Annotated in this window: 22 protein-coding genes; 10 read left to right on the top strand and 12 right to left on the bottom strand. The window is 70.4% G+C overall.

Translation table 11 applies throughout. The annotated features are described in order from the left end of the window. Positions 1-52: 52 nt before the first annotated feature. From MWM08_RS10175 to minC, 4 genes are all read right to left on the bottom strand, one after another. Entirely contained in the window at positions 53-1,219 is a 1,167-nt protein-coding gene (locus MWM08_RS10175; protein WP_244459325.1) for a uroporphyrinogen decarboxylase/cobalamine-independent methonine synthase family protein, read from the bottom strand. Between the two features lie 126 nt (positions 1,220-1,345). Beyond that, entirely contained in the window at positions 1,346-1,633 is a 288-nt protein-coding gene (gene minE / locus MWM08_RS10170; RefSeq protein WP_244459324.1) for a cell division topological specificity factor MinE, read from the bottom strand. Next, the gene (gene minD, locus MWM08_RS10165) at positions 1,633-2,451 is read right to left on the bottom strand and encodes a septum site-determining protein MinD (RefSeq protein WP_244459323.1); all 819 of its coding nucleotides are present in this window, start codon (positions 2,449-2,451) and stop codon (positions 1,633-1,635) included. The genes minE and minD overlap by 1 nt, the downstream gene beginning before the upstream one ends. A gap of 63 nt (positions 2,452-2,514) precedes the next feature. After that, positions 2,515-3,285 (bottom strand): septum site-determining protein MinC, encoded by a 771-nt coding sequence (gene minC / locus MWM08_RS10160; RefSeq protein ID WP_244459322.1) that lies wholly within the window; start codon positions 3,283-3,285, stop codon positions 2,515-2,517. A gap of 279 nt (positions 3,286-3,564) precedes the next feature. Here minC and MWM08_RS10155 point away from each other — a divergent pair, with 279 nt between their 5' ends. The 5 genes from MWM08_RS10155 to MWM08_RS10135 are packed head-to-tail and all read left to right on the top strand — an operon-like array spanning position 3,565 to position 7,263. Further along, positions 3,565-4,470, top strand: coding sequence for an ABC transporter substrate-binding protein (locus tag MWM08_RS10155; RefSeq protein ID WP_244459321.1), 906 nt, complete (start codon positions 3,565-3,567; stop codon positions 4,468-4,470). Between the two features lie 2 nt (positions 4,471-4,472). Beyond that, positions 4,473-4,910, top strand: coding sequence for an acyl-CoA thioesterase (locus MWM08_RS10150; protein ID WP_244459320.1), 438 nt, complete (start codon positions 4,473-4,475; stop codon positions 4,908-4,910). A gap of 60 nt (positions 4,911-4,970) precedes the next feature. Then, positions 4,971-5,933 (top strand): D-2-hydroxyacid dehydrogenase family protein, encoded by a 963-nt coding sequence (locus tag MWM08_RS10145; RefSeq protein WP_244459319.1) that lies wholly within the window; start codon positions 4,971-4,973, stop codon positions 5,931-5,933. Continuing rightward, entirely contained in the window at positions 5,930-6,775 is an 846-nt protein-coding gene (locus MWM08_RS10140) for an alpha/beta hydrolase (RefSeq protein ID WP_244459318.1), read from the top strand. The genes MWM08_RS10145 and MWM08_RS10140 overlap by 4 nt, the downstream gene beginning before the upstream one ends. Beyond that, positions 6,772-7,263, top strand: coding sequence for an MOSC domain-containing protein (locus tag MWM08_RS10135; protein WP_244459317.1), 492 nt, complete (start codon positions 6,772-6,774; stop codon positions 7,261-7,263). The genes MWM08_RS10140 and MWM08_RS10135 overlap by 4 nt, the downstream gene beginning before the upstream one ends. A gap of 6 nt (positions 7,264-7,269) precedes the next feature. Here the strand turns inward: MWM08_RS10135 and MWM08_RS10130 are convergent, their stop codons facing one another. Then, positions 7,270-9,276: a BTAD domain-containing putative transcriptional regulator gene (locus MWM08_RS10130; RefSeq protein ID WP_244459316.1), complete on the bottom strand. Its 2,007-nt coding sequence runs from the start codon at positions 9,274-9,276 to the stop codon at positions 7,270-7,272. Between the two features lie 435 nt (positions 9,277-9,711). Here MWM08_RS10130 and MWM08_RS10125 point away from each other — a divergent pair, with 435 nt between their 5' ends. From MWM08_RS10125 to MWM08_RS10115, 3 genes are all read left to right on the top strand, one after another. After that, positions 9,712-10,287, top strand: coding sequence for a hypothetical protein (locus MWM08_RS10125; protein WP_244459315.1), 576 nt, complete (start codon positions 9,712-9,714; stop codon positions 10,285-10,287). 75 nt (positions 10,288-10,362) lie between these two features. Beyond that, complete coding sequence (locus tag MWM08_RS10120; RefSeq protein ID WP_244459314.1) at positions 10,363-11,175, top strand: DUF6065 family protein; 813 nt, start codon at positions 10,363-10,365, stop codon at positions 11,173-11,175. A 250-nt stretch (positions 11,176-11,425) separates the two neighbouring features. Further along, positions 11,426-12,238, top strand: coding sequence for a DUF169 domain-containing protein (locus tag MWM08_RS10115; protein WP_244459313.1), 813 nt, complete (start codon positions 11,426-11,428; stop codon positions 12,236-12,238). 313 nt (positions 12,239-12,551) lie between these two features. On the opposite strand, the gene MWM08_RS10110 is transcribed toward MWM08_RS10115, so the two are convergent. The 6 genes from MWM08_RS10110 to MWM08_RS10085 all read right to left on the bottom strand — a co-directional run bounded on the left by MWM08_RS10110 (position 12,552) and on the right by MWM08_RS10085 (position 20,197). After that, positions 12,552-14,009, bottom strand: coding sequence for a UdgX family uracil-DNA binding protein (locus tag MWM08_RS10110; protein ID WP_244459312.1), 1,458 nt, complete (start codon positions 14,007-14,009; stop codon positions 12,552-12,554). Then, a complete protein-coding gene (locus MWM08_RS10105; protein WP_244459311.1) occupies positions 14,009-15,241 on the bottom strand; it encodes a putative DNA modification/repair radical SAM protein in 1,233 nt (410 codons plus the stop codon). The genes MWM08_RS10110 and MWM08_RS10105 overlap by 1 nt, the downstream gene beginning before the upstream one ends. 107 nt (positions 15,242-15,348) lie before the next feature. Then, complete coding sequence (locus MWM08_RS10100) at positions 15,349-16,044, bottom strand: SDR family oxidoreductase (protein ID WP_244459310.1); 696 nt, start codon at positions 16,042-16,044, stop codon at positions 15,349-15,351. Continuing rightward, positions 16,044-17,462 carry a M20 family metallopeptidase gene (locus MWM08_RS10095; protein ID WP_244459309.1) on the bottom strand — a complete coding sequence of 473 codons (1,419 nt, stop codon included), beginning with the start codon at positions 17,460-17,462 and terminating at the stop codon, positions 16,044-16,046. The genes MWM08_RS10100 and MWM08_RS10095 overlap by 1 nt, the downstream gene beginning before the upstream one ends. Before the next feature lie 58 nt (positions 17,463-17,520). Further along, positions 17,521-19,719 (bottom strand): xanthine dehydrogenase family protein molybdopterin-binding subunit, encoded by a 2,199-nt coding sequence (locus MWM08_RS10090; RefSeq protein WP_244459308.1) that lies wholly within the window; start codon positions 19,717-19,719, stop codon positions 17,521-17,523. Positions 19,720-19,732: 13 nt separating this feature from the next. Continuing rightward, positions 19,733-20,197: a (2Fe-2S)-binding protein gene (locus MWM08_RS10085; protein ID WP_244459307.1), complete on the bottom strand. Its 465-nt coding sequence runs from the start codon at positions 20,195-20,197 to the stop codon at positions 19,733-19,735. A gap of 130 nt (positions 20,198-20,327) precedes the next feature. Here MWM08_RS10085 and MWM08_RS10080 point away from each other — a divergent pair, with 130 nt between their 5' ends. Both MWM08_RS10080 and MWM08_RS10075 read left to right on the top strand, forming a co-directional pair. Further along, on the top strand, positions 20,328-20,867 hold the full coding sequence (locus tag MWM08_RS10080) for a carboxymuconolactone decarboxylase family protein (protein ID WP_244459306.1): 540 nt from the start codon (positions 20,328-20,330) through the stop codon (positions 20,865-20,867). Positions 20,868-20,937: 70 nt separating this feature from the next. Then, complete coding sequence (locus MWM08_RS10075) at positions 20,938-21,864, top strand: polysaccharide deacetylase family protein (RefSeq protein ID WP_244459305.1); 927 nt, start codon at positions 20,938-20,940, stop codon at positions 21,862-21,864. Here the strand turns inward: MWM08_RS10075 and MWM08_RS10070 are convergent. Next, a complete protein-coding gene (locus tag MWM08_RS10070; RefSeq protein ID WP_244459304.1) occupies positions 21,861-22,619 on the bottom strand; it encodes an amino acid ABC transporter permease in 759 nt (252 codons plus the stop codon). The genes MWM08_RS10075 and MWM08_RS10070 overlap by 4 nt on opposite strands. Positions 22,620-22,624: the final 5 nt, after the last annotated feature.

Raw genomic sequence — 22,624 nt, 5'->3', positions numbered from 1 at the left:
TTGTGGTTTCGGCGGCGGCGGGCGACGCAGCGTGCACAGCCAGCACATCGGCTCAGCGCCCCGCGAACAGCCGGTCGGAGGCGATGCGCGCGCCTTCCGACATGGCGCGCAGCTTGGCCCACACCACGTCGCGCGCGACGCGCCCGCGCCCGGCGGCCGTGTCGAAGCCGCAATCCGTGCCGGCCATCAGGCGCGACGGGTCGCCGATGCTCTGCGCGATGCGTTCGAGCCGTTCGGCCACCACTTCGGGGTGCTCGACGAAGTTGGTCAGCGTGTCGATCACGCCGGCCACCAGCACCTGGTCATCGGCCAGCGGCGTGCGCAGGAAGCACCGATGTTCGTGCGCGTGGCGCGGGTTCGCGAAGGGCAGCACGAAGCCGCCGACCCGGGCCTTCAGCACCACAGGCAGGATCTCGGCCAGCGGCACGTCGGCATCGTGCGGGCCTTCGTAGTTGCCCCAGCAGACATGCAGGCGGATGCGATCGCGCGGCAGGCCGGCGATGGCGCGGTTGATGGCCGTCACCACGCGCTCGCAAAAGGCGATGAAGTCGGACAGCGGGCGATCCTGGTAGGACCCGTGCCGCTCCAGCGCCAGGTCGGGACAATCCAGCTGCAGCGTGAATCCGGCATCGAGAATGGCGCGGTATTCATGTGCAAGCGCATCGGCCAGCGCCGCCAGGTAGGCTTCCTCGGTGTCGTAGTGCCGGTTCTGCACGACGGAGGCGACGATGCCCGGCGAGGGCGCCGCCAGGAAGGCGCCCACCGGCGCGGGCCGCGCGGCATCGAGCGCGGCGCGGAACTCCGCGCATTCCGCCTGCATGGCAGCGGCGCCGATGTAGCGCACATCGCCGATCGCGGCGGGCAGGTTGGCGGTCATGCTCGCCGTTTCCTTGCCGGCGTTGGCGGCCACCACTTCCGCCTTGAATTCGGGATAGGCTTCGACATCGGCCCAGCCGCCGCGCAGGCTTTCGCCGCCGAGGCCGGTCAGCCGGTCGCGCAGGTACAGCACGAAGGATTCGCGCCCCTGCTCCCCGTTGTTGACGATGTCGAGGCCGCAGGCGACCTGGCGCGGGACGATCTCTGCGACGGCGGCGCGGGCAGCGGCGGCAACCTCATCGGCACGGATCGCCTCGCCGCGTGCGCGGCGTGCGTGCAGCCGGGTCAGCGCAGGCGGGCGCGGCAGGCTGCCAGTGTGCGTGCAGGCGATGCGGTCGGCCATGTTTCCCCCTGCGGCCGAGTGTGCCGCAGGGGTGCGTGGGGCGCCAGGGCGTCAGCACGCCCCTGCCCTTGCGTTCAGCGCGCCGCCGCCACCCTTACGTTCAGCGCGCCGCCGCCACCCTTACGTTCAGCGCGCCGCCGCCGCGACGCGCATCGCCGCCGGCGCCGGCAATTCGATCTCGATCGCGAGCGTCGACATGTCCCCGCCGCGGTCGAGATTCACGTTCACCTTGCCCGGGTCGATCGCGACATACCGCGCCACCACCGCGACGAGTTCCTGCTGCAGCTTCGGCAGGAAGTCCTCGCGCGTGCGGCCGATGCGCTCGTGCGCAAGCACGATCTGCAGCCGTTCCTTGGCGGCGGAGGCGCTGCTGTCGGGCTTGCGCTGCCCGCGGAAGAAGTCGAGCCAACTCATCACGCAGCCCTCCCCCCGAACAGTCGCTTGAAGATCCCCTTCTTCTCGACCTCGAGGAAGCGGTGCGGCTTCTCCTCACCCAGGAAGCGGGAGACGGCGTCGGCATAGGCCTGGCCGGCCATGCTCTCGGCATCCATGATCACCGGCGTGCCGGTGTTGGACGCCTTCAGCACGCTCTCGCTCTCCGGGATCACGCCGAGCAGCGGGATGGACAGGATCTCCTGGATGTCCTCGAGCTTCAGCATCTCGCCGCGCTCGACGCGCACGGGATCGAAGCGCGTGACCAGCAGGTGTTCCTTGACCGGGTCCTTCTTCTCCTCGGCGCGCTTGGAGCGCGACTGGAGCACGCCCAGGATGCGGTCGGAATCGCGCACCGAGGACACTTCCGGGTTGGTCACCACGATCGCCTGGTCGGCGAAGTACAGCGCCAGCAGCGCGCCCTTCTCGATGCCGGCGGGGCTGTCGCACAGAATGTAGTCAAAGTCCTTCGCCAGTTCCTCGATGATCTTCTGCACGCCTTCCTTGGTCAGCGCGTCCTTGTCGCGGGTCTGGCTGGCGGGAAGGATCGACAGCGTGTCCACGCGCTTGTCGCGGATCAGCGCCTGGTTCAGCCGCGCCTCGCCGGAAATCACGTTGACGATGTCGAACACCACCCGCCGCTCGACCCCCATGATGAGGTCGAGGTTACGCAGACCCACGTCGAAATCGATGACGACGGTCTTCTTGCCCCGCTGCGCGAGGCCCGTTGCGAAGGCGGCGGAGGATGTGGTCTTGCCCACGCCCCCCTTGCCCGATGTGACGACGACGACCTGTGCCATGTCCCCTGCCTCCTCGTTCAATCATCGGCCGCGCGCGCCCCTGCGCCGTGCGCGGCGAAACCCCTACCCGATCGGGTCGAAGCGCATGCGCTCGCCGGTCAGGCGCACCTGCACGGCCTTGCCGATCGGCGCCCCCTGGAGCCCGTCGCGCACCGCGTAATAGCCGGCGATGGAGACGAGCTCCGGGTCGAAATTCTGCGCGAAGATCCGAGCCTCGGCATTGTCGCCGCCGCCGGCGATCGCCCGCCCGCGCAGCGCGCCATAGACATGGATGTTGCCGTCCGCGATCACTTCGGCCCCCGCATTCACCGTGGAGGTCACCACCAGGTCGCCGCCCTGCGCCCAGACGCGCTGGCCCGCGCGTACCGGCGTGTCGACGATCATGGTCGGGCGCGCCATGCCGGCGGGCGGTGGGGGCGCGGGCGGCGGGGCAACGGGCTCGGCCGCGGCGGCGGGTGCCGGCGCGGGTGCGGGTTCGTCGCTTTCCTTGCCGCCGGTGCTGCGGATCGGCGGCAGGCCGAAAGCCATGGCGGCGTTGCGCATCTCGGGGGTGCCGCCGGTGGTGCCGATCGGCACGATCTCGAGCCCGCGCAGCCCCTCGATCAGCCCGGCGAAGTCCACATTGCCCGGCGGGATGTCGAGGTCCCCGAGCCCCAGCACCACGGGCGCGAAGCGCAGGAAGCCGGGCGCGCGGCGGAACTGGTCGCCGATCGCGGGCACCACCGCCTCCGGCCGCGGATCCAGCAGGCGCAGCACCAGCAGGTTGAAGTTCGCTCCGCGCAGGCGGAACGGCTCCAGTCGGGGCGTTGTTTCGGGCCGTGGCACGGCGGACATGGGGGTTCCCGAGGCATTGGATCAGCGCGGTCGCTACCCAGGGATTGTGGCCCAAGGCGCCGACACACACCAGATGTAGCGTCATCACGAGTCCCGGCGAAGGGCTCGGGGGCTCCCCCCTGTCCGGGCAGGGGGTTATGGCGTGATCTTGCCAGACGACGCCAGCGGCGAATCGGTGGGTCTGGCGCGCGGGCCATGCGCGGCATGCAGACGGGGCGGGTCTGGTGCACCGCCGCGCGCCTGCGCAGGATGCGCGCCGACCACCCCGGGGACCCCGCGATGCAGCCCATCATACTCAACGAACCCTTCCGCGCCGTCTTCTACGCGCCCTTCTACGTGGCCGAGGCGCGCGGGTTCTTCGCCGCGCAGGGCGTCGAGGTGCGGCGCGACACCGCCGGCGACCCCAACAAGGCCGCCGACAACCTCCTGTCGGGAGCCGCCGACATCGCCTGGTCCGGCCCGATGCGCCCGATGCTGCTGCGCGACCGCGACCCCGCCTGCCCGCTGCGGTCCTTCTGCGCCGTGGTGATGAAGGACCCCTTCCTGCTGGTCGGGCGCGGCGCGCGGCCGGGCTTCACGCTGGCGGACCTGCCGGGGTTGAGTTTCGGCACGGTCAGCGAGGTCCCCACCCCCTGGTGGTGCCTGCAGGACGATATCCGCCAGGCCGGCATCGACCCCGATGCACTCGACCGCGTGACAGACCGTTCGATGGCCGAGAACATCGCCGCGGTGCGCGAGGGGCGGCTCGATGTCGCGCAGGTCTTCGAACCGCATGCGGCGCTGGCGGAAGCGGCGGGCCTGTCGGTGTGGCACCGCGCGGCCGATCGTGGGCCATCGGCCTATACCGCCTTCTACGCGACCGAGACGCGCATCGCCGAGCGCCAGGCGGAATTCGCCGCCATGATCCGCGCCATGGCGGCCGCGCTGGCCTGGGTCGCCGAAGCGCCACCGGCCGAGATCGCCGCCACCGTCGCGCCCATGTTCCCGGAGGTGCCGCAGGCCGCGCTCACGGTGTCGCTCGCACGCTACCAGTCGCTCGCGCTGTGGTCCCCCACGCCGCATTTCCCGCGCGCCGCCTTCGACCAGTTGCAGGGCGCGATGCGCTCGGCCGGCATCATCAAGGGCGCGCCCGCCTTCGAAGCCTGCGTGGACGAGGCGATCGTCACGCGCGCGCTGGGAGGCTGAGCGTGTCCAAGGGCCGCGGCACGCGTGCCGACTATCGCTTCTTCCTGCCCATTCCCACGCGCTGGATGGACAACGACGTGTATGGGCATGTGAACAACGTGACCTACTACTCGTGGTTCGACACGGTGGTGGCGCGCTTCCTGATCGACACCGGCTTCCTGCACATCCCGACCGCGCCGGTGATCGGCCTGGTGGTGGAGACGCAGTGCCGCTACTTCGCGCCCATCGCCTTCCCGGACACGGTCACGGCGGGGCTGCGTTGCGGGCGGGCGGGGAATACCTCGGTGCGCTACGAGATCGGCATCTTCCGCGGAGATGACGAGGTCGCCGCGGCCGAGGGCCACTTCGTGCATGTCTATGTGGATCGCGCGACGCAGAAGACGCCGACACCGCTGCCGGCGAATCTGCGCGCGGCGCTGGCGGGGATTACGGCGGGCTGAGCCTGCTTGCGCCCGGCGCGCGCCCGCGCCATGCACGTGCCACCACCAGGAGACGACCCCATGCCCGACGCCATCAAGCGCCTCGCCATCCTCGACGACTACCAGGGGGTCGCGATGTCCATGGGGCCCTGGGACACGCTGCCGGGCCTGGAGGTCACGGTGTTCCGCGACACCCTCACCGACCGCGCCGCGCTGGTGCAGCGCCTGGCCCCCTTCGACGCCATCCTGGCCATGCGCGAACGCACGCCCTTCCCGCGCGCGCTGATCGAAGCCCTGCCGAACCTGCGGCTGCTCATCACCACGGCCGCGCGCAACCGCTCGATCGACGCGTCCGCCTGTGCCGATCGCGGCATCGCCTTCTGCGGCACGCCCTCCTTCGGGGACCCGACCACCGACATCACCTGGGGCCTCATCACCGGGCTGATGCGCGACCTGCCGGCGCAGCAGGCGGCGCTGCGGGCGGGCCAGTGGCAGACCTCGGTCGGGCGGGGGCTGGAAGGGCAGACGCTGGGCATCGTGGGCCTCGGCAAGCTCGGCGCGCGCACGGCGAAGGTCGGCCTGGCCTTCGGCATGAAGGTGATCGCCTGGAGCCAGAACCTGACCGACGAACGTGCCGCCGAGGTGGGTGTGACGCGCGTCGACAAGGCCACGCTGCTCTCCACCGCCGACGTGGTGACGCTGCACCTGATCCTGTCCGACCGATCCCGCGGCATCATCGGCGCAGCGGATCTGGCGCAGATGAAGAAGACCGCCTTCATCGTGAACACCTCGCGCGGGCCCTTGATCGACCAGGATGCGCTGATCGCGGCACTCAAGGCCGGCACCATCGCCGGCGCGGGCATCGACGTCTTCGACATCGAACCGCTGCCGCCCGGCCATCCGCTGCTGGGCGCGCCGAACACCTTCCTCACGCCGCACCTGGGGTACGTGACGCAGCAGAACTACCACGCCTATTACCAGGGCACGGTCGAGGCAATCGCCGCCTTCAATGCCGGCGCGCCGGTCCGGGTCATCACGCCATGACCGCGGGTACGCCCTACGCCTTCGCGGAAGGCTGGCGGTACTGGTCCCAGAAGGACCGCGACGACGCCTACAACAACACCGACATGGTGGCCGACAGCGCCGCGCAGATCGCCGCGCGCAACGCGCTCTCGGCGGAATTCCGAGCAGCCCATGCGGGGCATCTCGACCTGCCCTATGGCCCGGCGGAACGGGAAAAGTGGGACCTGTTCCCTGGCGCCGATCCATCCGCGCCGTGCCTCGTGTTCATCCATGGCGGCTATTGGCAGCGCAACCGGCGGGAGGATTTCGCCATCCTCGCCCAGGGCGCGCTGGCCATGGGCTGGTCGGCCGCACTGCCGGGCTACACGCTGGCGCCGGATGCATCGCTCACGACCATCGCCTGGCAGATCAGCCGCGCGCTGGACTGGCTCTCGGCGGAAGGTACGGCGCATGGCATCGCCGGGCCGGTCGTGGTCTCGGGCTGGTCCGCCGGCGGGCACCTGGCCGCACTCGCCGCCGAGCACCCGGCGGTGACCGCCGCGCTCGCCATGTCGGGCGTCCACGAACTTGGCCCGATCCGCGACACCTACCTGGACGAGAAGCTGCGCCTGACCGAGGCCGAGATCGCCGACCTCTCGCCGATCCGCCGCCCGGTGGTGATGAAGCCGATCGCCATCGCGTACGGCGGCGCCGAACTGCCCGAACTGCGCCGGCAATCCCGCGTCTTCCATCGCATCCGGGCCGAGGCGCAGGCGCCCGGGCCACTCATTCCCATCCCCGGCGCCGACCATTTCCGCGTGCTGGAATCCCTCTGGAGCCCGGATGGCGCGCTGACCCGCGCCGCGGCGGAGCTGCTGCGATGAGCCATGATTTCACCGGCGTGCTGCTCGCGATCCACGTCGCGACCGAGGCCAGCGCACCCATGGTCGAACTGGACGCCGCGCGCCTGGTGGAAGGCCTGGGCATCGAGGGCGACCGCTACGCCACCCAACGCGGCACCTACAGCGGGCGCCCGCTCGCGGGCGACAACCCCTTCGCCAACCGCCAGGTCACGCTGATCGAAATGGAGACTCTGGATGCGCTCCAGCGCGACCACGGCATCGACCTGGCCCCGCATGAGACCCGTCGCAACCTGACGACCGCCGGCGTGCCGCTCAACCACCTGGTCGGGCGCGAATTCCGCGTGGGCGACGTGGTGCTGGTGGGCGGGCGGCTGAACGTGCCCTGCCAGTATCTGGAAGACCTGCTGGGCAAACCGGTGTTCAAGCCGCTGATCCACCGGTCGGGCCTGAATTGCCGCATCGTGAAGGGCGGGACCATCCGGCCGGGGGATGCGATCCGGCCGCTGTAGCGCGGGTCAACTCAACCCGGCGCCGCGCAGCCCGGCCAGGTAGAAGTCAAGGTCCGCCGGCAATTGCAGCGGTGAGCGCAGGCGCGCCTTCTGCAGGTCGAAATCGGGCTCCAGCGCGATCAGCTTCGCGAGCACCTCGCCCGCCTGTTCGCGCCGGCCCAGGTGACCGAGCGCCGACAGCCACAGCTTGTAGGGGAACGTGAAGCCGGCGTGCAGCGCCGTCACCTGCCGCGCATCGGCATCCACGTCCTCGAAGCGGCGCAGCAGCAGCAGCGGCACCAGCCGCGCGGCATCGAAGAAGAAGGCGTGCGGGTGCAGCGGCGCAAGCTTCTTGTACTTCTCCCACCGCCGCAGCGCCTCGGCGTGCTCGCCGCGGTAGGACAGCGTAAGCGCCGAGAACACCCAGGCCATGGGCAGGTTCGGGTTCAGCGCCAGGGCGCGTTCGTACAGCGTCACCGCCTCGGCCACGCGGTGGTGCAGGAAGGCGCGCACATGGCCCAGGATGGCCAGCGCCTGCGCATCCGACGGGTCGAGCGCGACGGCGCGCGAGGCGAGTTCCTCGCTTTTCGCCAGCACCTCCGTGCCGGCCGGCGCCCAGCCCTGCCCGACCAGGAACAGATGCCAATAGGCATGCCAGGCGAAGGCCGGGGCGTAGTCGGGCTCGAGCCGCGTCGCTTCCGTCAGCAGGGTCCCGGCGAGTTCGTAGGATTGCCGGTCGAGCCGGTAGATCGCCGGGATCGCACGCAGCAGCAGGTCATAGGCATTGGCATGCACCTGCGGGCGCGTGGCCGCGCGGTTCGCCTCGATCAGCAGGATCTCGGGGTCGACCCGGGCCACCACCTCGGCGGCGATCTCGTCCTGCAGGGTCAGGATATCGCCCGCGTCGCGGTCGAATCGTTCGGCCCAGACCACGGCGTCGGGCGGGCGGTGGTCGGTCAGGCGCAGGGTCACGCGCACTCGGTCCCCCGCGCGCTGCACCGTGCCCGACAGGGAGAAGTCGAGTCCGAGCTCCTCGCTCAGCCCTTCCTGGCGGTCAACCGCCGCGATCGAGGAGCTGTCGACCAGCACCAGCCAGCGGAATCGCGCGAGGGCTGCGGTGATCTCGCCGGCGAGGCCGAGCGACACCTCGGCATCTGACCCGCTGCCCAGCACCTGGAAGGGCATGACGCCGAGCCGCGCGCCGCGCGCCGCGCTGCGCTTGGGCGGGCGCGGCGGCGGGGCGGCCTCGCCACGCAGCGACTCCGCGAGTGCCGCGGTCTCGGGCGAGGGCGCGCCGCGGAAGCGTTCGGCGAAGACGCGGCGGCATTCCTCCCAGGCGGCGAAGGCGGCGCCGCGGTCGCCACGTTCGGCCTCGGCACGGATCAGGGTGCGCCAGACCGGTTCCTGCGCGGCATCGATGGCGAGCACGCGCCGCGCTTCCTGCGCACGCGCCTCGGCGCCGGCGGCGGCGGCAAGGCGTGCCGTCGCGGCATCGAGGGCGATTTCGCGCAGCCGGCGGCGCTGTTCGATCAGCCAGGCATCAAAGGCGGCATCCAGGCTGTCGAGGTCGGAGAGCAGCTCGGCCTGGAGCAGGTTGAGCGCTTCGGGTCTGTCGCGTGCCATGCGCGGGAGCTCGCGCGCGTCGATCCAGACGCCGGTGGTGTTCAGCGCCACGGTCTCCCGCGTCGCGACGATCAGCCCCTTGCCCCAGTCGCCGAGCACGTCCTGCAGTTCGTGCAGCGCCTGGCGCAGCGATCCGCGGGCCTGTTCCTCGCCCCGGCGGCTCCAGAGCAGGTCGGCCAGGCGCTGGCGGGAAACCGGCTCCGGCGATTCGAAGGCGAGTACGGCCAGGACGCCACGCGTCTTGCGCGAGCGCGGGAGCAGGGGGTCGCCTGCGAAAGACCGCACATCGAGGCGGCCGAGCATGGCGATGCGCAGGCGAATCGGCGGCACGGCGCCGAGGGCGCCTTCGGGCAGTTCGAGGTCTCGGGAAGGTCTGTCGTCCTGCCCGAGACGGCCAACGATGTCTGACATACTCACGCTCTCATAACGTGGGCGAGAGCGTTTACCAAACCTCCGCTCTGCAACCCTGAGTCATGGCGGCCCGGCGGGGATGCACGGGCACGCAGGGAATCGGTCGATGTCGTCCGGCCGAGTCGAAACCAGCCTCCGTCGGCGGAGCCTGCACCGCGATGATCTCGGGTCGCCAATAACCAATAGGTTGTATCCTGAAGCGTTATTTTCGCGTGATCGACGTCATCCCTGCATGAATGCAGCGTTCGCTTGAGTCATGGTGAAGGCCTTTGAGCAGTGCAACCACACATTGCAGTGATCGTTTTCCTATTTATGATCATATTGGGAAAAAGAATAGTTTCAAGTAGGAAAGATTACTTGAACTGACTGCATGATGTCTTCACCTTCCGGGTGTCTGGCGCCGCCAGAACAAGGACTTCAACCCGGAGAACCTCCATGGCCCCGATCCCCGCCTCCATCGCCGACAAGGGCACCGTGCGTACGGGTGCCGGCATGCGCACCCCGAAGGCCTCCGTCGCCGACAAGGGCATCGTCCGCACCGGCGCCGGCATGCGCACCCCCGCTTCCGTCGCCGACAAGGGCACCGTCCGCACCGGCGCCGGCATGCGCACCCCGGCCTCCGTCGCCGACAAGGGCACCGTCCGCACCGGCGCCGGCATGCGCACCCCGAAGGCTTCCGTCGCCGACACGGGCGCGGTCCGCATCGGCGCCGGCATGCGCACCCCGAAGGCTTCCGTCGCCGACACGGGCGCGGTCCGCATCGGCGCCGGCATGCGCACCCCGAAGGCCTCCGTCGCCGACAAGGGCGCGGTCCGCACCGGCGCTGGCATGCGCACCCCGAAGGCCTCCGTCGCCGACAAGGGCACCGTCCGCATCGGCGCCGGCATGCGCACCCCCGCTTCCGTCGCCGACAAGGGCGCGGTCCGCACCGGCGCCGGCATGCGCACCCCGAAGGCCTCCGTCGCCGACAAGGGCACCGTCCGCATCGGCGCCGGCATGCGCCGCGGCTGATCCCCGGAGCTGGGGGCTCCCCGCGCGGGAGCCCCCGCCCCTGTCTGCCTGACCGCACCGCCAAGGACCCACACCATGGCCCCGGACAAGACGCCGATCGTCGCCTTCCACCGCCTGATCCCCGGCATCCCGGCACCCGAGCGGGCCGATCGATCCGCCCTGGGCGGCCTGCCGACGCGCGCCTTCCGCTACTGCGATGCGGTCACTACCGCCGCCGGCTTCGGCTGGCACATCACCGCGCCGCTCGACCTCAGCCTGATGTGGGACGGGCACGAAGTGCTCTGGACCTGCGAGGAGCTCGAGCATGAATGGATGCCGCTCGGTCTTGGTGCCGTGCAGTACCCGCATTTCCGCGCCCGCTTCGATGAGGAAGTGCCGGAGGATATCCGCGGCTTCTCGCCACCCTTCCTGACCGGCCTGCCCGAACCTGGCGTCGTGCAGATGTGGACCGGCCTGTTCGTGCGCACCGCGCCCGGCTGGTCCCTGCTGTCGCGCACGCCGGCCAACCTGCCGCGCTCCCCGCACTACGAGCAGTTCGAAGGCGTGGTGGAATTCGACAAGTGGTTCGGCCCGCTGTTCACGAACATCCGCCTGACGCGCACCGACACGCCGGTCGAGATCAATCAGCTGCGCCCCATCCTGCAGGTCCAGCCCATCCCGCAATTCGCCTATGCCGATGCGGTGATGAACGCGCATTCCGTCACCGACGCCTTCACCCAATGGGGCGATGCGGAATGGGATGCGTATCGTTCGAGCGTGGTCACGCCCGCGATGGTCGAGGAACACCAGCCCGGCCACTACTCCGCCGAGATCCGCCGCGCCCGTCGCGGCCAGGGATGCCCCTTCGCGGCCATGGCGGCCGCACGGGAAGCCGCGCCGGCAGCCTGACCCCAGCCGGCGTCGCCCGAAGCCGCCGGCCCCCTTACTCCGGGGCCGGCGGCTTCCTGCATTGCACCGTGGCGTGACCGCCGACGGACCATCCTACCACGCGGAACCGGCCATGAACGGCCGACCGCGAGGCGCGCGCGAACCGCGGTCGGCCAGCCAGGCCCGTGGCGATGGTGACGCGTGCGGGCATCCGTGCATGATCGCCCCGGCCGAACGCGGCGCCGAACGCCGCGCGCCAGGAGGACCCGCCATGAACGATGCCCCGCCGGCCGCCGAGGCGCCGCCGCTCGACGCGAAGCATGTCGCCGATCTCGCGCGCCAGCTCACGGAACTGCTGCGACTGCGGACCCTGCCCTTCGGCATGAAGCTGTTCGAAAGCGCCGACGAGATGGCCGCCATCCCCGGCCTGCGTCGCCCGCCGGAAGGCCGCAAATTCTCCACCTGCCAGCTGGTGACGCAGGCGCGCATCGCCGGCTTCACCATGGGCATCAGCCACGACAACGTGCCGGGCTTCTCCAATTGCGGCGGCGTGATCGGGCTGAACGAACCCTCGGAGCTGTACCTGTCGGGCCGCAAGTTCGAAGGCGTGTGGTTCGAGAATCGCGAGGCCGCGGCGCTGCACCAGGCGCAGATGCCGCGCGTCCCCGCGCGCTATGCCGGCCTGGTGGTTTCCCCGCTGCGCAGCGCGCGGCTTGACCCGCCCGACATCTGCCTGTTCTACGCCAACCCGGCGCAGATGATCCTGTTCATTAACGGGCTGCAGTGGCGCACCTACAAGCGCTTCGACTTCTCCATCACCGGGGAGAGTGCCTGCGCCGATTCCTGGGGCCGTGCCCTGCGGGATCGTGCGCCCTGCCTGTCCATCCCGTGCTACGCGGAACGCCGCTACGGCGGGGTCTCGGACGACGAGATGCTGATGGCGCTGCCGCCGGGCGACCTGGCGGTCGCGGTCGAGGGGATGCTGGGGCTGTCCAAGGCGGGGCTGCGGTATCCCATCATGCCCTATGGCCCGCAGGCCGATCCCGGCGAGGGCATGGCGAAGTCCTACGCCGGCAAGAGCTGATCGGCGGGGGCCGCCGCGCGCACCCGTCGCGCGCGGCAAGGCCTGTTCGCGCCGCGTGTGCATGGCGCTAACCCCAGAGCCGTTTCCGTTCGCTTTCGCTCACCGCAACGTCTGTAGACCTCGGCTAGCGAGCATCGTCGCCCGATCCACGATTCCATCCGATCGAGATCTGCTCTGCGCGGGCGTATTCGCAACGCTGGCATCGCGGTACCGCAAGCGGGGCGCCGGCGCGGCAATGCGCCTCACCACCCGGGGGGGCACTTTCGCGGCCGCGGCCTTGCCGATGGCCGGTCGGCGCGTTGGCCGCTTGGCGCTACGCGTTCACCGGCCCGCGCCGCGCCTCAGCCTCCAGGTGCGCCCGCGCCGCTGCCAGGTCAGCATGAAAGCGCGCCGTCTCCTCCGCCGCACGGCGCGCATCCGGCAGCCGCAGCAGGTATGCGGGGTGAGTCGTGACCAGCAGCGCGCGGTCCTCCTCGAGCGGCAGGACGCGGCCGCGGATGTCGCCCAGCCGTGGCGTCTCGCCCGTCAAAGCCCGCACCGCCGTCGCGCCCATCGCGACCACCAGGCGCGGGCGCACCAGCGCGATCTCCTGGCGTAGCCACCAGCGGCAGTGCTCGATCTCATCGGCATTGGGCGTGACATGCAGCCGCCGCTTGCCGCGCGGTTCGTGCTTGAAGTGCTTCACCGCATTGGTCAGGTAGGTCGCCGCGCGATCGATCCCCGCCGCGGCCATTGCACGGTCCAGCACGGCGCCCGCAGGGCCGACGAAGGGGCGGCCGGCCAGGTCCTCGCGATCGCCTGGCTGTTCGCCGACGATCATCAGGTCGGCGCGGTCCGGGCCTTCGCCGAAGACAGCCTGCGTCGCGTGGCAATGCAGCGCGCAGCGCGTGCAACCGCGCGCGGCCTCGCGAAGGGCGGCAAGAGAATCGGTCGTGGCGGCCGGCGCTTCCACCGCGCGGCGCCGCGCCTGGATGCGCGCGTGATGCGCGGGCGGCGGCAGCGCGGCCTGGGCCGCCATGGCCGCCACGCGCGCCGGCGCCTGCGCCAGCAGCTCCGGGATCAGCGCGGCCTCGGGCAGGTTCCGCCAGTACTTCTTCGGCATCTCGGACATCATCGCCGCGACCTTCACCCGCGCGGGGTTGAAGATCGATGCGTAGTAGGTGAGCCATAGCGCGTCGGTCGCGTCTTCCAGCGCCGGCTTCGTCGCGGGCGCGGTGCTGACCGACAGCACGCCATCGTCGAAGGCGGCGGACCCCTTCGGCGTCAGGATCATCCAGTCCATGTCGGCGAATCGCCGTGCGAAGAAGGGCGCCTTGCGCGCCACGATGTGATGGTCCGGTTCGAACCAGGCCAGGAAGCGCCGCCGCCCGCCCTCCCCCGGCGTTTCGCGGAAGCGCACGAAGGCCGCCATCTTGTGGCAGTCGCGGCGGACGGATTTCGCCAGGCGCTCGGCGGTGACCACGTCCGGGTCGGCGGCCATGGACAGCAGCGCAGGGTCGCCCTGCAGGCGCGCCAGCAGGCGGTACAGCAGGGCGAAGCGGCCAGAATCGCTGTGGCAGATGACGGTCTCCGCGAGGTCGAGGAACGCGCGCGGCACGCGAGGCGGCGGGCGGGTCACGGGCGGCAGCGGCATCGCGCCATCGAACAACGACGCCGCGCCGGCCGTGCGCCAGTCGACGTGCTCCGGCGCCACCCCCGCCATGGCCAGCGCCCGCGCCGCGTCGCGCCATTCGGCGAGGTCGCCGCGCCCTTCCAGCGCGACGGCCAGCATCAGAACAGCGCCATCTGCCGCGGCGGCGGCGCCACCAATACGGCGAGGTCCGACCGGTCGAGTTCGCGCAGCGGCGTCCAGCCCTCCGCCACGATCCAGGGCCGCGCCTTGCGCAGCGGCACGCGCAGCCGCGCCAGGTCATCGAGGCCGAGGCGCCGGTGCCGCCGCGCCGCCAGGATGGCGGCCACGGTCTTCACACCGAAGCCCGGCACGCGCAGCAGCGGCTCCCGCGCCGCGGTGTTCACGTCGACCGGGAATTGCCCGCGATGCGCCAGCGCCCAGGCGAGCTTCGGGTCCATCTCGAGGTCGAGCATCCCGTCCGGCCGCGACGCCGTCACTTCCTCGATCGAAAAGCCATAGAAGCGATACAGCCAATCCGCCTGGTACAACCGGTGCTCGCGAACCAAGGGCGGCTTGACCGGCGGCAGAGTGGCGGAAGCATCCGGGATCGGGCTGAAGGCCGAATAATACACCCGCTTCAGCCCGTAGCCGCCATAGAGCCGCGCGCTGGTGGCGAGCACCGTCGCGTCATTCGACGCATCAGCGCCGATGATCATCTGCGTCGATTGTCCGGCGGGGGCGAAGCGCTTGCGCGTCTTGGTGCGCAGTGTCGGTTCCTTCGCGTCCTCGATGCGGATGCGCATGTCGGCCATGGCCTGGCGGATGCCGGCGGGCTGCTTCTCGGGTGCCAGCGCGGCCAGGCCGGCATCCGTCGGCATCTCGATGTTGATCGACAAGCGGTCGGCGTACAGGCCCGCCTCCTCGATCAGCGCCGGCGATGCGTCGGGGATGGTCTTGAGATGGATGTAGCCGCGGAAGCCATGGACCGTGCGCAGGTCCCGCACCACGCGCACCAGTTGCTCCATGGTGTGGTCCGACGAGCGCACGATGCCCGAGGAGAGGAACAGCCCCTCGATGTAGTTGCGCCGGTAGAACTCCATGGTCAGCCAGACGACCTCGTCTGGCGTGAAGCGGGCGCGCTCCACGTTGCTCGATGACCGGTTGATGCAATAGGCGCAGTCGTAGATGCAGAAATTGGTCAGCAGGATCTTCAGCAGCGAGATGCAGCGCCCATCCGGCGCATAGGCGTGGCAGATGCCCGACCCCTCGGTCGAACCGAGCCCGCCGCTGGCCGCGGAATCGCGCCGCGTGGTGCCGCTGGATGCGCAGGACGCATCGTATTTGGCGGCATCCGACAGGATGGCGAGGCGTTCGCGGAGGGACCGGGGCATGGTCCTATGTTCTCTAAACGTTCCCCTTCACCCGCGCAAGCGAAGCACCGTCTCGCCGCACAGCATCACGCTAACGCACGCGGTCGCTCGCCCGGCCCTGCACGCCGTCACACCGAGCGCGTCAGCCCGCCATCCACCCGCAGGTTCTGCCCGGTGATGTAGCCCGCGCCGTCGGACGCGAGGAACGCCACAGTCGCCGCGATCTCCTCGCTGCTGCCGTAGCGACCCATGGGAATGGACGGCAGGCGTTCGGCGCGCACCGGCAAGCTGTCGATGAAACCGGGCAGCACGTTGTTCATGCGCACGTTGTCCGCCGCGTACTTGTCGGCGAACAGCTTGGTGTAGGCCGCGAGCCCCGCGCGGAACACGCCCGAGGTCGGAAACGCCGGGTCGGGTTCGAAGGTCGCGAAGGTCGAGATGTTGACGATCGCCCCGCCCTTCTGCGCGACCATGATCGGCGCGACCAGCCGTGTCGGCCGGATCACGTTCATCAGGTAGACATCGAGGCCGCGGTGCCAGTCCTCGTCCGTCAGATCCAGCACGGGACCACGCGGTCCGTGCCCCGCACTGTTCACCAGCACATCGACCCGACCCCACTTCGCCATGGCCGCGTCGACGAGGCGCTGCAGGTCGTCATTCGACTGGTTCGACCCCGTCACCCCGATCCCGCCGAGTTCGCCAGCCAGCGCCTCCCCCTTGCCGGAGGAGGAGAGGATACCGACCGCAAACCCATCGGACGCGAGCCGACGCGCCACGGCCGCCCCCATGCCGGACCCGCCGGCGGTGACGAGGGCGACGCGCATCACGCCGACATCTTGATCGGCGGGTTCACGTCGGCCGGCAGAGGGCAGACATAGGGGTGCGCATCGGTGCGCTTCTTGTGGTCGGCTTTGGCCGCGGCCAGCAGGTCGGGGTTGGTGATGGCGTCCACTGCCGTGCCCGCCATGATCTTCGCCACATGCACCAGGCCCTTGTGCGCGATGCCGGACTTCCCCTGCGCTGTCAGCTGCCAGGAATGCCCCGGCGTGCCGATCGCATAGGTCGCGCCGCGCGCCTGCACCGTGGGCACCGCCCAGGACACATCGCCCACGTCGGTCGACCCCACGCCGCCCTTCCCCTTGGCATCCAGCGGCACGATGATGTCGCAGAGCGGCTTGTCGCGATCGACCTCGAGCCCATGGCGGCGGAAGGCGGCGGCGATGTCCTCGTCGGACAGCGTGCCCTGGATCTGCTTCGCGTAGGCGCGGTCGGCCTCGTCGAATTCCGGCGGGCCCAGGCGCTGCATATTGTCGTACATCGCCTGTTCGAGCGGCGTATTCGCTAGCAGGTTCGACACCGCGGAGACGACCTTGGTGGTGACCGTGGTCTCGGTCATCAACGCCGCGCCATCGGCGATCTTGCGCACGCGCGCGACCAGCTGGTTCAGCCCGACCAGGTCGCGCGCCCGGATCAGGTAGCGCACCTTCGCCGTGCCCTGCACGACGTTCGGCGCGATGCCGCCGGCATCCAGATACGCGTAGTGGATGCGCGCGTCCGAGGGCATGTGCTCGCGCATGTAGTTCACGCCGACATTCATCAACTCGACGGCATCGAGCGCCGAGCGCCCGAGTTCCGGCGCCGCCGCCGCGTGCGACGAACGGCCGGTGAAGGAGAAGTCGATGCGCGTGTTGGCGAGCGACACCGCCTCGTTAACGCCGGTGAAGGCGGCCGGGTGCCAGCAGATCGCCATGTCGACATCGTCGAAGGCCCCCTCGCGCACCATGAAGCCCTTGGCCGCACCACCTTCCTCGGCCGGGCAGCCGTAGTAGCGCACGCGCGCCTGGATGCCGTTCTCGGCCAGCCAGTCCTTCACGGCCGAGGCCGCGAGCAGCGAGGCCGCGCCCAGCAGATTGTGCCCGCAACCGTGGCCAGAGCCATCGCCCGGCAGCGGCTTGTGCTCGGCAATGCCGGCCTCGTTCGACAGGCCCGGGAGTGCATCGTATTCGCCCAGGATCGCGATGACCGGGCCGCCCTCGCCGGCTTCGCCCATCACGGCGGTCGGGATGCCGGCGACGTTGCGCGTCACGCGGAAGCCGTGCTGCTCCAGCAGCGCGGTGTGCTCGGCGCAGGAGCGTTCCTCGGCGTAGCAGAGCTCCGGCATGCCCCAGACGCGGTCGGCGAGTTCGATCGCGTCGGGCGCCTTGGCATCGACCAGGCGCCAGATCTCTTCCGTGTTCCGCATGGACCGTCTCCCGTCTGAAGACGGCCATCTACCCCCGCGGCGACGCGCGCGTAAAGCGTCAGGACCCCTGCAGCGCCGCGCGCATTTTCGCCGTGGTGAAAGGCACGGATCGCAGCCGCACCCCCGTCGCGTCGAAGATGGCGTTGGTCACGGCCGAGGGCACGATCGCCGCCGCCGGTTCGCCCGCGCCCCAGGGGCGTTCGGTCGGGCGGTCGATCAGTTCGATCACCATCTCGGGAACTTCCGGGAATGTGATGACCTGGTAGGAGGCCCAGTCGCGGCTGGTGACGGTGCTGCGGTCGAAGGTCAGTTCCTCCTTCAGCGTGCGCGACAGCGTGTGGATGATGTTGCCCTCGACCTGCGCCTTGACGCCGTCGGGGTTGATCATCTGCCCGCAATCATGGGTGCAGAAGAAGCGCGCCACGCGGATGGCGCCGGTGCGGCGATTGACCTCGACCTCCGCCACCGCGGCGACATAGGTGCGCACCAGTTCGTACTTCACATAGGTCACGCCGCGGCCGCGCAGGATGTCGCCGGTGCGGTCCTGCTGCGGGGATGGCCGCGTCTGCCAGTTGGCCAGGCGCGCGACGCGTTCCAGCACCTCCCGCCCGCGCGGGTCGTCCTGCGGCATGACGCGCAGGCGGTATTCCACCGGGTCGGCATTCGCCGCCGCGGCGCACTCATCGAGGAACGCCTCGTTCGCGTAGGTGTTCTGCATCCGCCCCGGCGTGCGGATCCAGGAGGGCCGGAAGGGCGTGGTGTCGACCCGATGGCAGGTCGTCTTGATCGCCGGGAAGGTATAGGGCAGCGCCAGGTTGTGGATGATGTTGCCCGGGTGAATCTGGTTCTCGCGCGGCAGCCCGCCGAGTTCCGCCGCCGTCAGGTCCACGTTCCCGCCGGCGCCCTTCGGGATGAAGGCCTCGGCCTCCCACCCCACGATGTTGCCCTGCGCGTCGAGCCCGGCGCGCAGGTCGACCAGGTGCGGCGGACCCTTCGGGTCCCACACATGTTCGTCCGCGCGCATCCACTGCACGCGCACCGGGCGGCCCACGGCGCGGGCGAGCAGCGCGGCATCGGCCGCCGCATCCTCATGTCCGTTGCGCCCGTAGCAGCCCGCCCCTTCCAGGTAGACACAGCGGATATTGTGCACCGGCATCGCCAGCATCATGCCGAGCTGCTTGCGCAGGTTGTGCGTCGCCTGGCTGGCCGACCACGTGGTGAGTTTCCCGTCCGCGCCGAATTCCGCCACCGCGCAGGATGGGCCCATCGACCCGTGCGTGTGGATGGCGAAGTCGTAGGTGGCGCTGACGCGCCGCGCGGCACCCTGGATGGCGGCGGCAGGATTGCCGCGGTCGGACGTCACCTGCACCTGCGCGACGGGCGTGGCGCGCACATGCTCCCACAGCCGCGCCTGGTCCGGCAGGCCGGCCCAGTTCGACCACGTCACCTTCAGATCGCGCGCGGCGCGGATCGCGGCCCATTCGGTTTCCGCCACCACGCCGACGAAAGCGCCCTGGTGCACCACGCGCACCACGCCGGGGATGCCGCGGATGCTGGCTTCGTCGACGCTCTGCGCCGTCGCACCCATGGCCGGCGGGCGCACGGGGCGGCCATGCAGCATGCCCGGGCGCTTGAAGTCATGGACGTATTCGAAGCGGCCGAAGACCTTGTCCGGAATGTCGACGCGCGCCACCGAGCGGCCCACGATCCGCCGCGCGCCCGGCGCCTTGATCGGCGCGTTGGTATCGACCTTCATGGTGAAGGCGCGCCCGCCGACCAGCTCGGCATACGACACCGAACGCCCACCGCCGCTGACCGCGCCATCCGCCACGCTCAGCTGCGCCGCCGGTGCGCCGAGCCGTTCCGCCGCCATGTTCAGCAATTCCCGCCGCGCCGTCGCCGCCGCCGCGCGCAAGGCCACGCCGCCATTCTGGATGGACAGCGACCCATAGGTCGGCCCCTGGTCGGGCGTCAGCGCCGTATCGCCTTCCACCACGCGGATGCGCGCCATCGGCACGTCGAGTTCCTCGGCGGCGATCTGCATGAAGCCGGTGCGGATGCCCGTCCCCATATCCACCTTGCCGATATAGACCGTGACCCCGCCCTGCCCGTCGATCGACAGGAAGGCCGCGACCTCATCCGCCGCCACCGGCTTCTCGGTCCAGGCTGCGGCACCCTTCGGGCGCAGGCCGATCGAGAAAGCCACCATCATCGCCCCGCCGGCCTTGAGCAGGCCGCGCTTGCTGATCGCGTTCATCGCCCTGCCCCCCTCAGCCCTGCGCCGCGCGCAGCACGGCCGCGACCACGCGCGGGTGCGTGCCACAGCGGCAGATGTTGTTGGCCAGAGCGTCCTTCACCTGCGCCTCGGTCGGGCGCGGGGTGCGCGCGAGGAGCGCGGCGCTTTCCATGATCATGCCATTGGCGCAGTAGCCGCATTGCACCGCCTGCTCGGCGATGAAGGCGGCCTGGACGGGGTGCGGGCGGTCCGGCGTGCCGAGGCCTTCCAGCGTTACCACGGTCTTGCCCGCAGCCTGTGCGACCGGCACCTGGCAGGACCTTGCCGAAGCACCGTCCAGGTGCACCGTGCAGGCACCGCATTGCGACAACCCACATCCATAGTGCGGCCCGGTCAGCCCGAGGTCGTTGCGCAGCGCATAGAGCAGCGGCATCTGCGGGTCATCGACGGTCACGGTGACGGCACGGCCGTTCACCGTCATGGCGACGGTCTGGGTCATGGTCGTTCTCCCTGCGCCGGCATGTCGCCGCCGGCTTCACGAAGGAACAGTTGGGCGCATCGGGCCGCTGCGCAACAGTGAATTCACGCCGCACTGGACGCCAGGGGCATCGCACCGCAGCATCCGGCCCATGCCCCGCGTCACCCCCATCCGCCCCGAGACCCTGCCGCCCGACCTCGCCGAGATCTGGCGCCGCTACGCCACCACCTACGGCTCCTTCGAAGGCCAGCTCGAGGTTTTCGCGCATGTGCCCGCCGCGCTGCGCCACCTCATGCCGATGCTGATGGAGTTGCGCGCGGCCGGCACGCTGCCGCGCCGTGCGCTGGAACTGGCGATCGTGGTCGTCTCGAAGCTGAACGCCTGCGACTACTGCATCGCCCACCATCAGCCCTTCCTGGCGGTCGAGGGCATCCCGCCGGATGTCGTCGCAGCCCTGCCCGAGGGCACCGACCACCCCGCACTGACCGATTGCGACCGCGCCGTGATCGCCTTCAGCGTGGCGGCCTGGGAGACCAGCCACCGCGTCCCCGAACGCCTGTTCCGCGACCTGCGCGAACACTTCACCGAGGCGCAGATCGTCGAGCTCACACTGCGCATCACGCTGACCGGGTTCTTCAACCGCTTCTCCTCGGCGCTGGGCATCGAGGAGGAAGCCAACGCACATGCCTGACCCATGCCCTGCGGCCGCGTTGCAGAAACCGGCAAGGCCAGGCGCGACAAGGCGTGCCGCGACGAGTGCGATGCTCGGCCTGCTCGCCGCGCCTGCCGTGGCGCGCGCGCAGCCCGCCCGCCCACGCGGCCCCTTCTGGCCCGGCGGGGCGCGCCTGGCGGTCGGTGTCTGCATGATGTTCGAAGCCGATGGCGGCCAGCCCGCCGCCTGGCAGCCAGGCCCGCCCGGCACGCCGCAGGCCGGCCAGCGCTTCCCGCATCTGCCCAACGTCATGAACCGCCGCTACGGCGCGCGCGAAGGCATCCCGCGCCTGCTGGACCTGTTCGACCGCACCGGCGTGCGCGTCTCCTCCTTCATGATCGGCGAGAGCATCCAGCGCTACCCGGACCTGGCGCGCGAGATCGTCGCGCGCGGCCACGAGGCCGGTGGCCGCGCCATCCGCCACGCCCCGCAATTCCATCTCCCCAAGGACGAGGAACGTGCCTTCCTGCGCGAGGGCTTCGCGGCGCTGCGCGCCGCCACGGGCCTCTGGCCCAAGGGCTTCAACGCGCAGGGGCTGCAGGGCAGCGTCAACACCAACGACCTGCTGCAGGACCTGGGCCTGATCTATTCCATCGACGACCGCACCCGCGACGAGCCCTGGATCCAGAAGGTCAATGGCGACCGCGACTTCTGCCTGGTGCCCTATATGGGCCACGTCAACGACCTGAACTTCTTCCAGAACCAGCAGCGCAGCCTGGCCGACTACGAACAGATGCTGCGCCAGGAATTCGAGGTGCTGTACGACGAAGCCACCACGCGCCGGCGCATGATGAGCGTGCCGCTGCATGATTTCGTCGCCGGCCGCCCCGCCGTGGTGCCATCCGTCGAACGCTTCCTGCGCTGGGCCGCGGGGCATCCCGGCGTGTGGTTCGCCCGGCGCGACGAGATCGCGGAATGGGCGCTCGGCCCCGGCCGCGCGCTGACGCCGCAGGACGACGCTGTGCGACCAGGTTAGCCTGGCATCGCCTGCCGCTGGTCGGCGCCGAGCCGCCGCTCCAGCCGCCGCACCGCCCAGGAAATCAGCAGGATCAACGCCAGGTATTCGACCACCAGGATGGTGTAGATCTCGAGCGGCCGGAACACGGTGACCACCAGCTCATTCGCCCGCCGCGTGAGCTCCTGGTAGCCGATCACGCTCGCCAGCGACGACATCTTCACGACATACACCAGCTGGTTGCCGATCGGTGGCAGCACGCGGCGGATCGCTTGCGGCAGCACCACGAAGCGGTAGCGTTGCCACGCGGACAGCCCCAGCGCCTGCGCCGCCTCGTGCTGGCCGCGTTCGATCGACTGGATCCCGCCGCGCAGGATCTCCGCCTCGAAGGCGGAATCGCAGACCGCGATCGCCAGCACCGCCGCGGCGAAGATGCCCACGCGGATGTCGAGCACCACCGGCAGCCCGTAGAACACCCACAGGATCATCACCAGGATCGGCACCGCGCGGAACAGCTCGACCCACACGCGGTTGAACCAGCGCAGCACTCGCCATCGCGCAAACCCCGCCAGCGCCACCGCCAGGCCCAGCGCCAGCGACACCGCCATGGCCGCGACCGACAGCGACACCGTCGCCCACAGCCCATCCACCATGAAGCGCAGATTGGCCTGGCCGCGCGGGTCGGCCGGGTTCACCACATGCCAGCCCCAATTGCCCCCGCAGCCCGCCAGCAGCAGCAGCGCCGGCAGGACGGCGACGCGCCGCCATGGCATCATGCGTG

Origin of the sequence: Roseomonas fluvialis (assembly GCF_022846615.1) — a bacterium.
Classification (GTDB): Bacteria; Pseudomonadota; Alphaproteobacteria; order Acetobacterales; family Acetobacteraceae; genus Neoroseomonas; species Neoroseomonas fluvialis.
The sequence above is the reverse complement of the archived record's forward strand: the minus strand, read 5'-3'. Positions and strand labels throughout refer to the sequence as shown.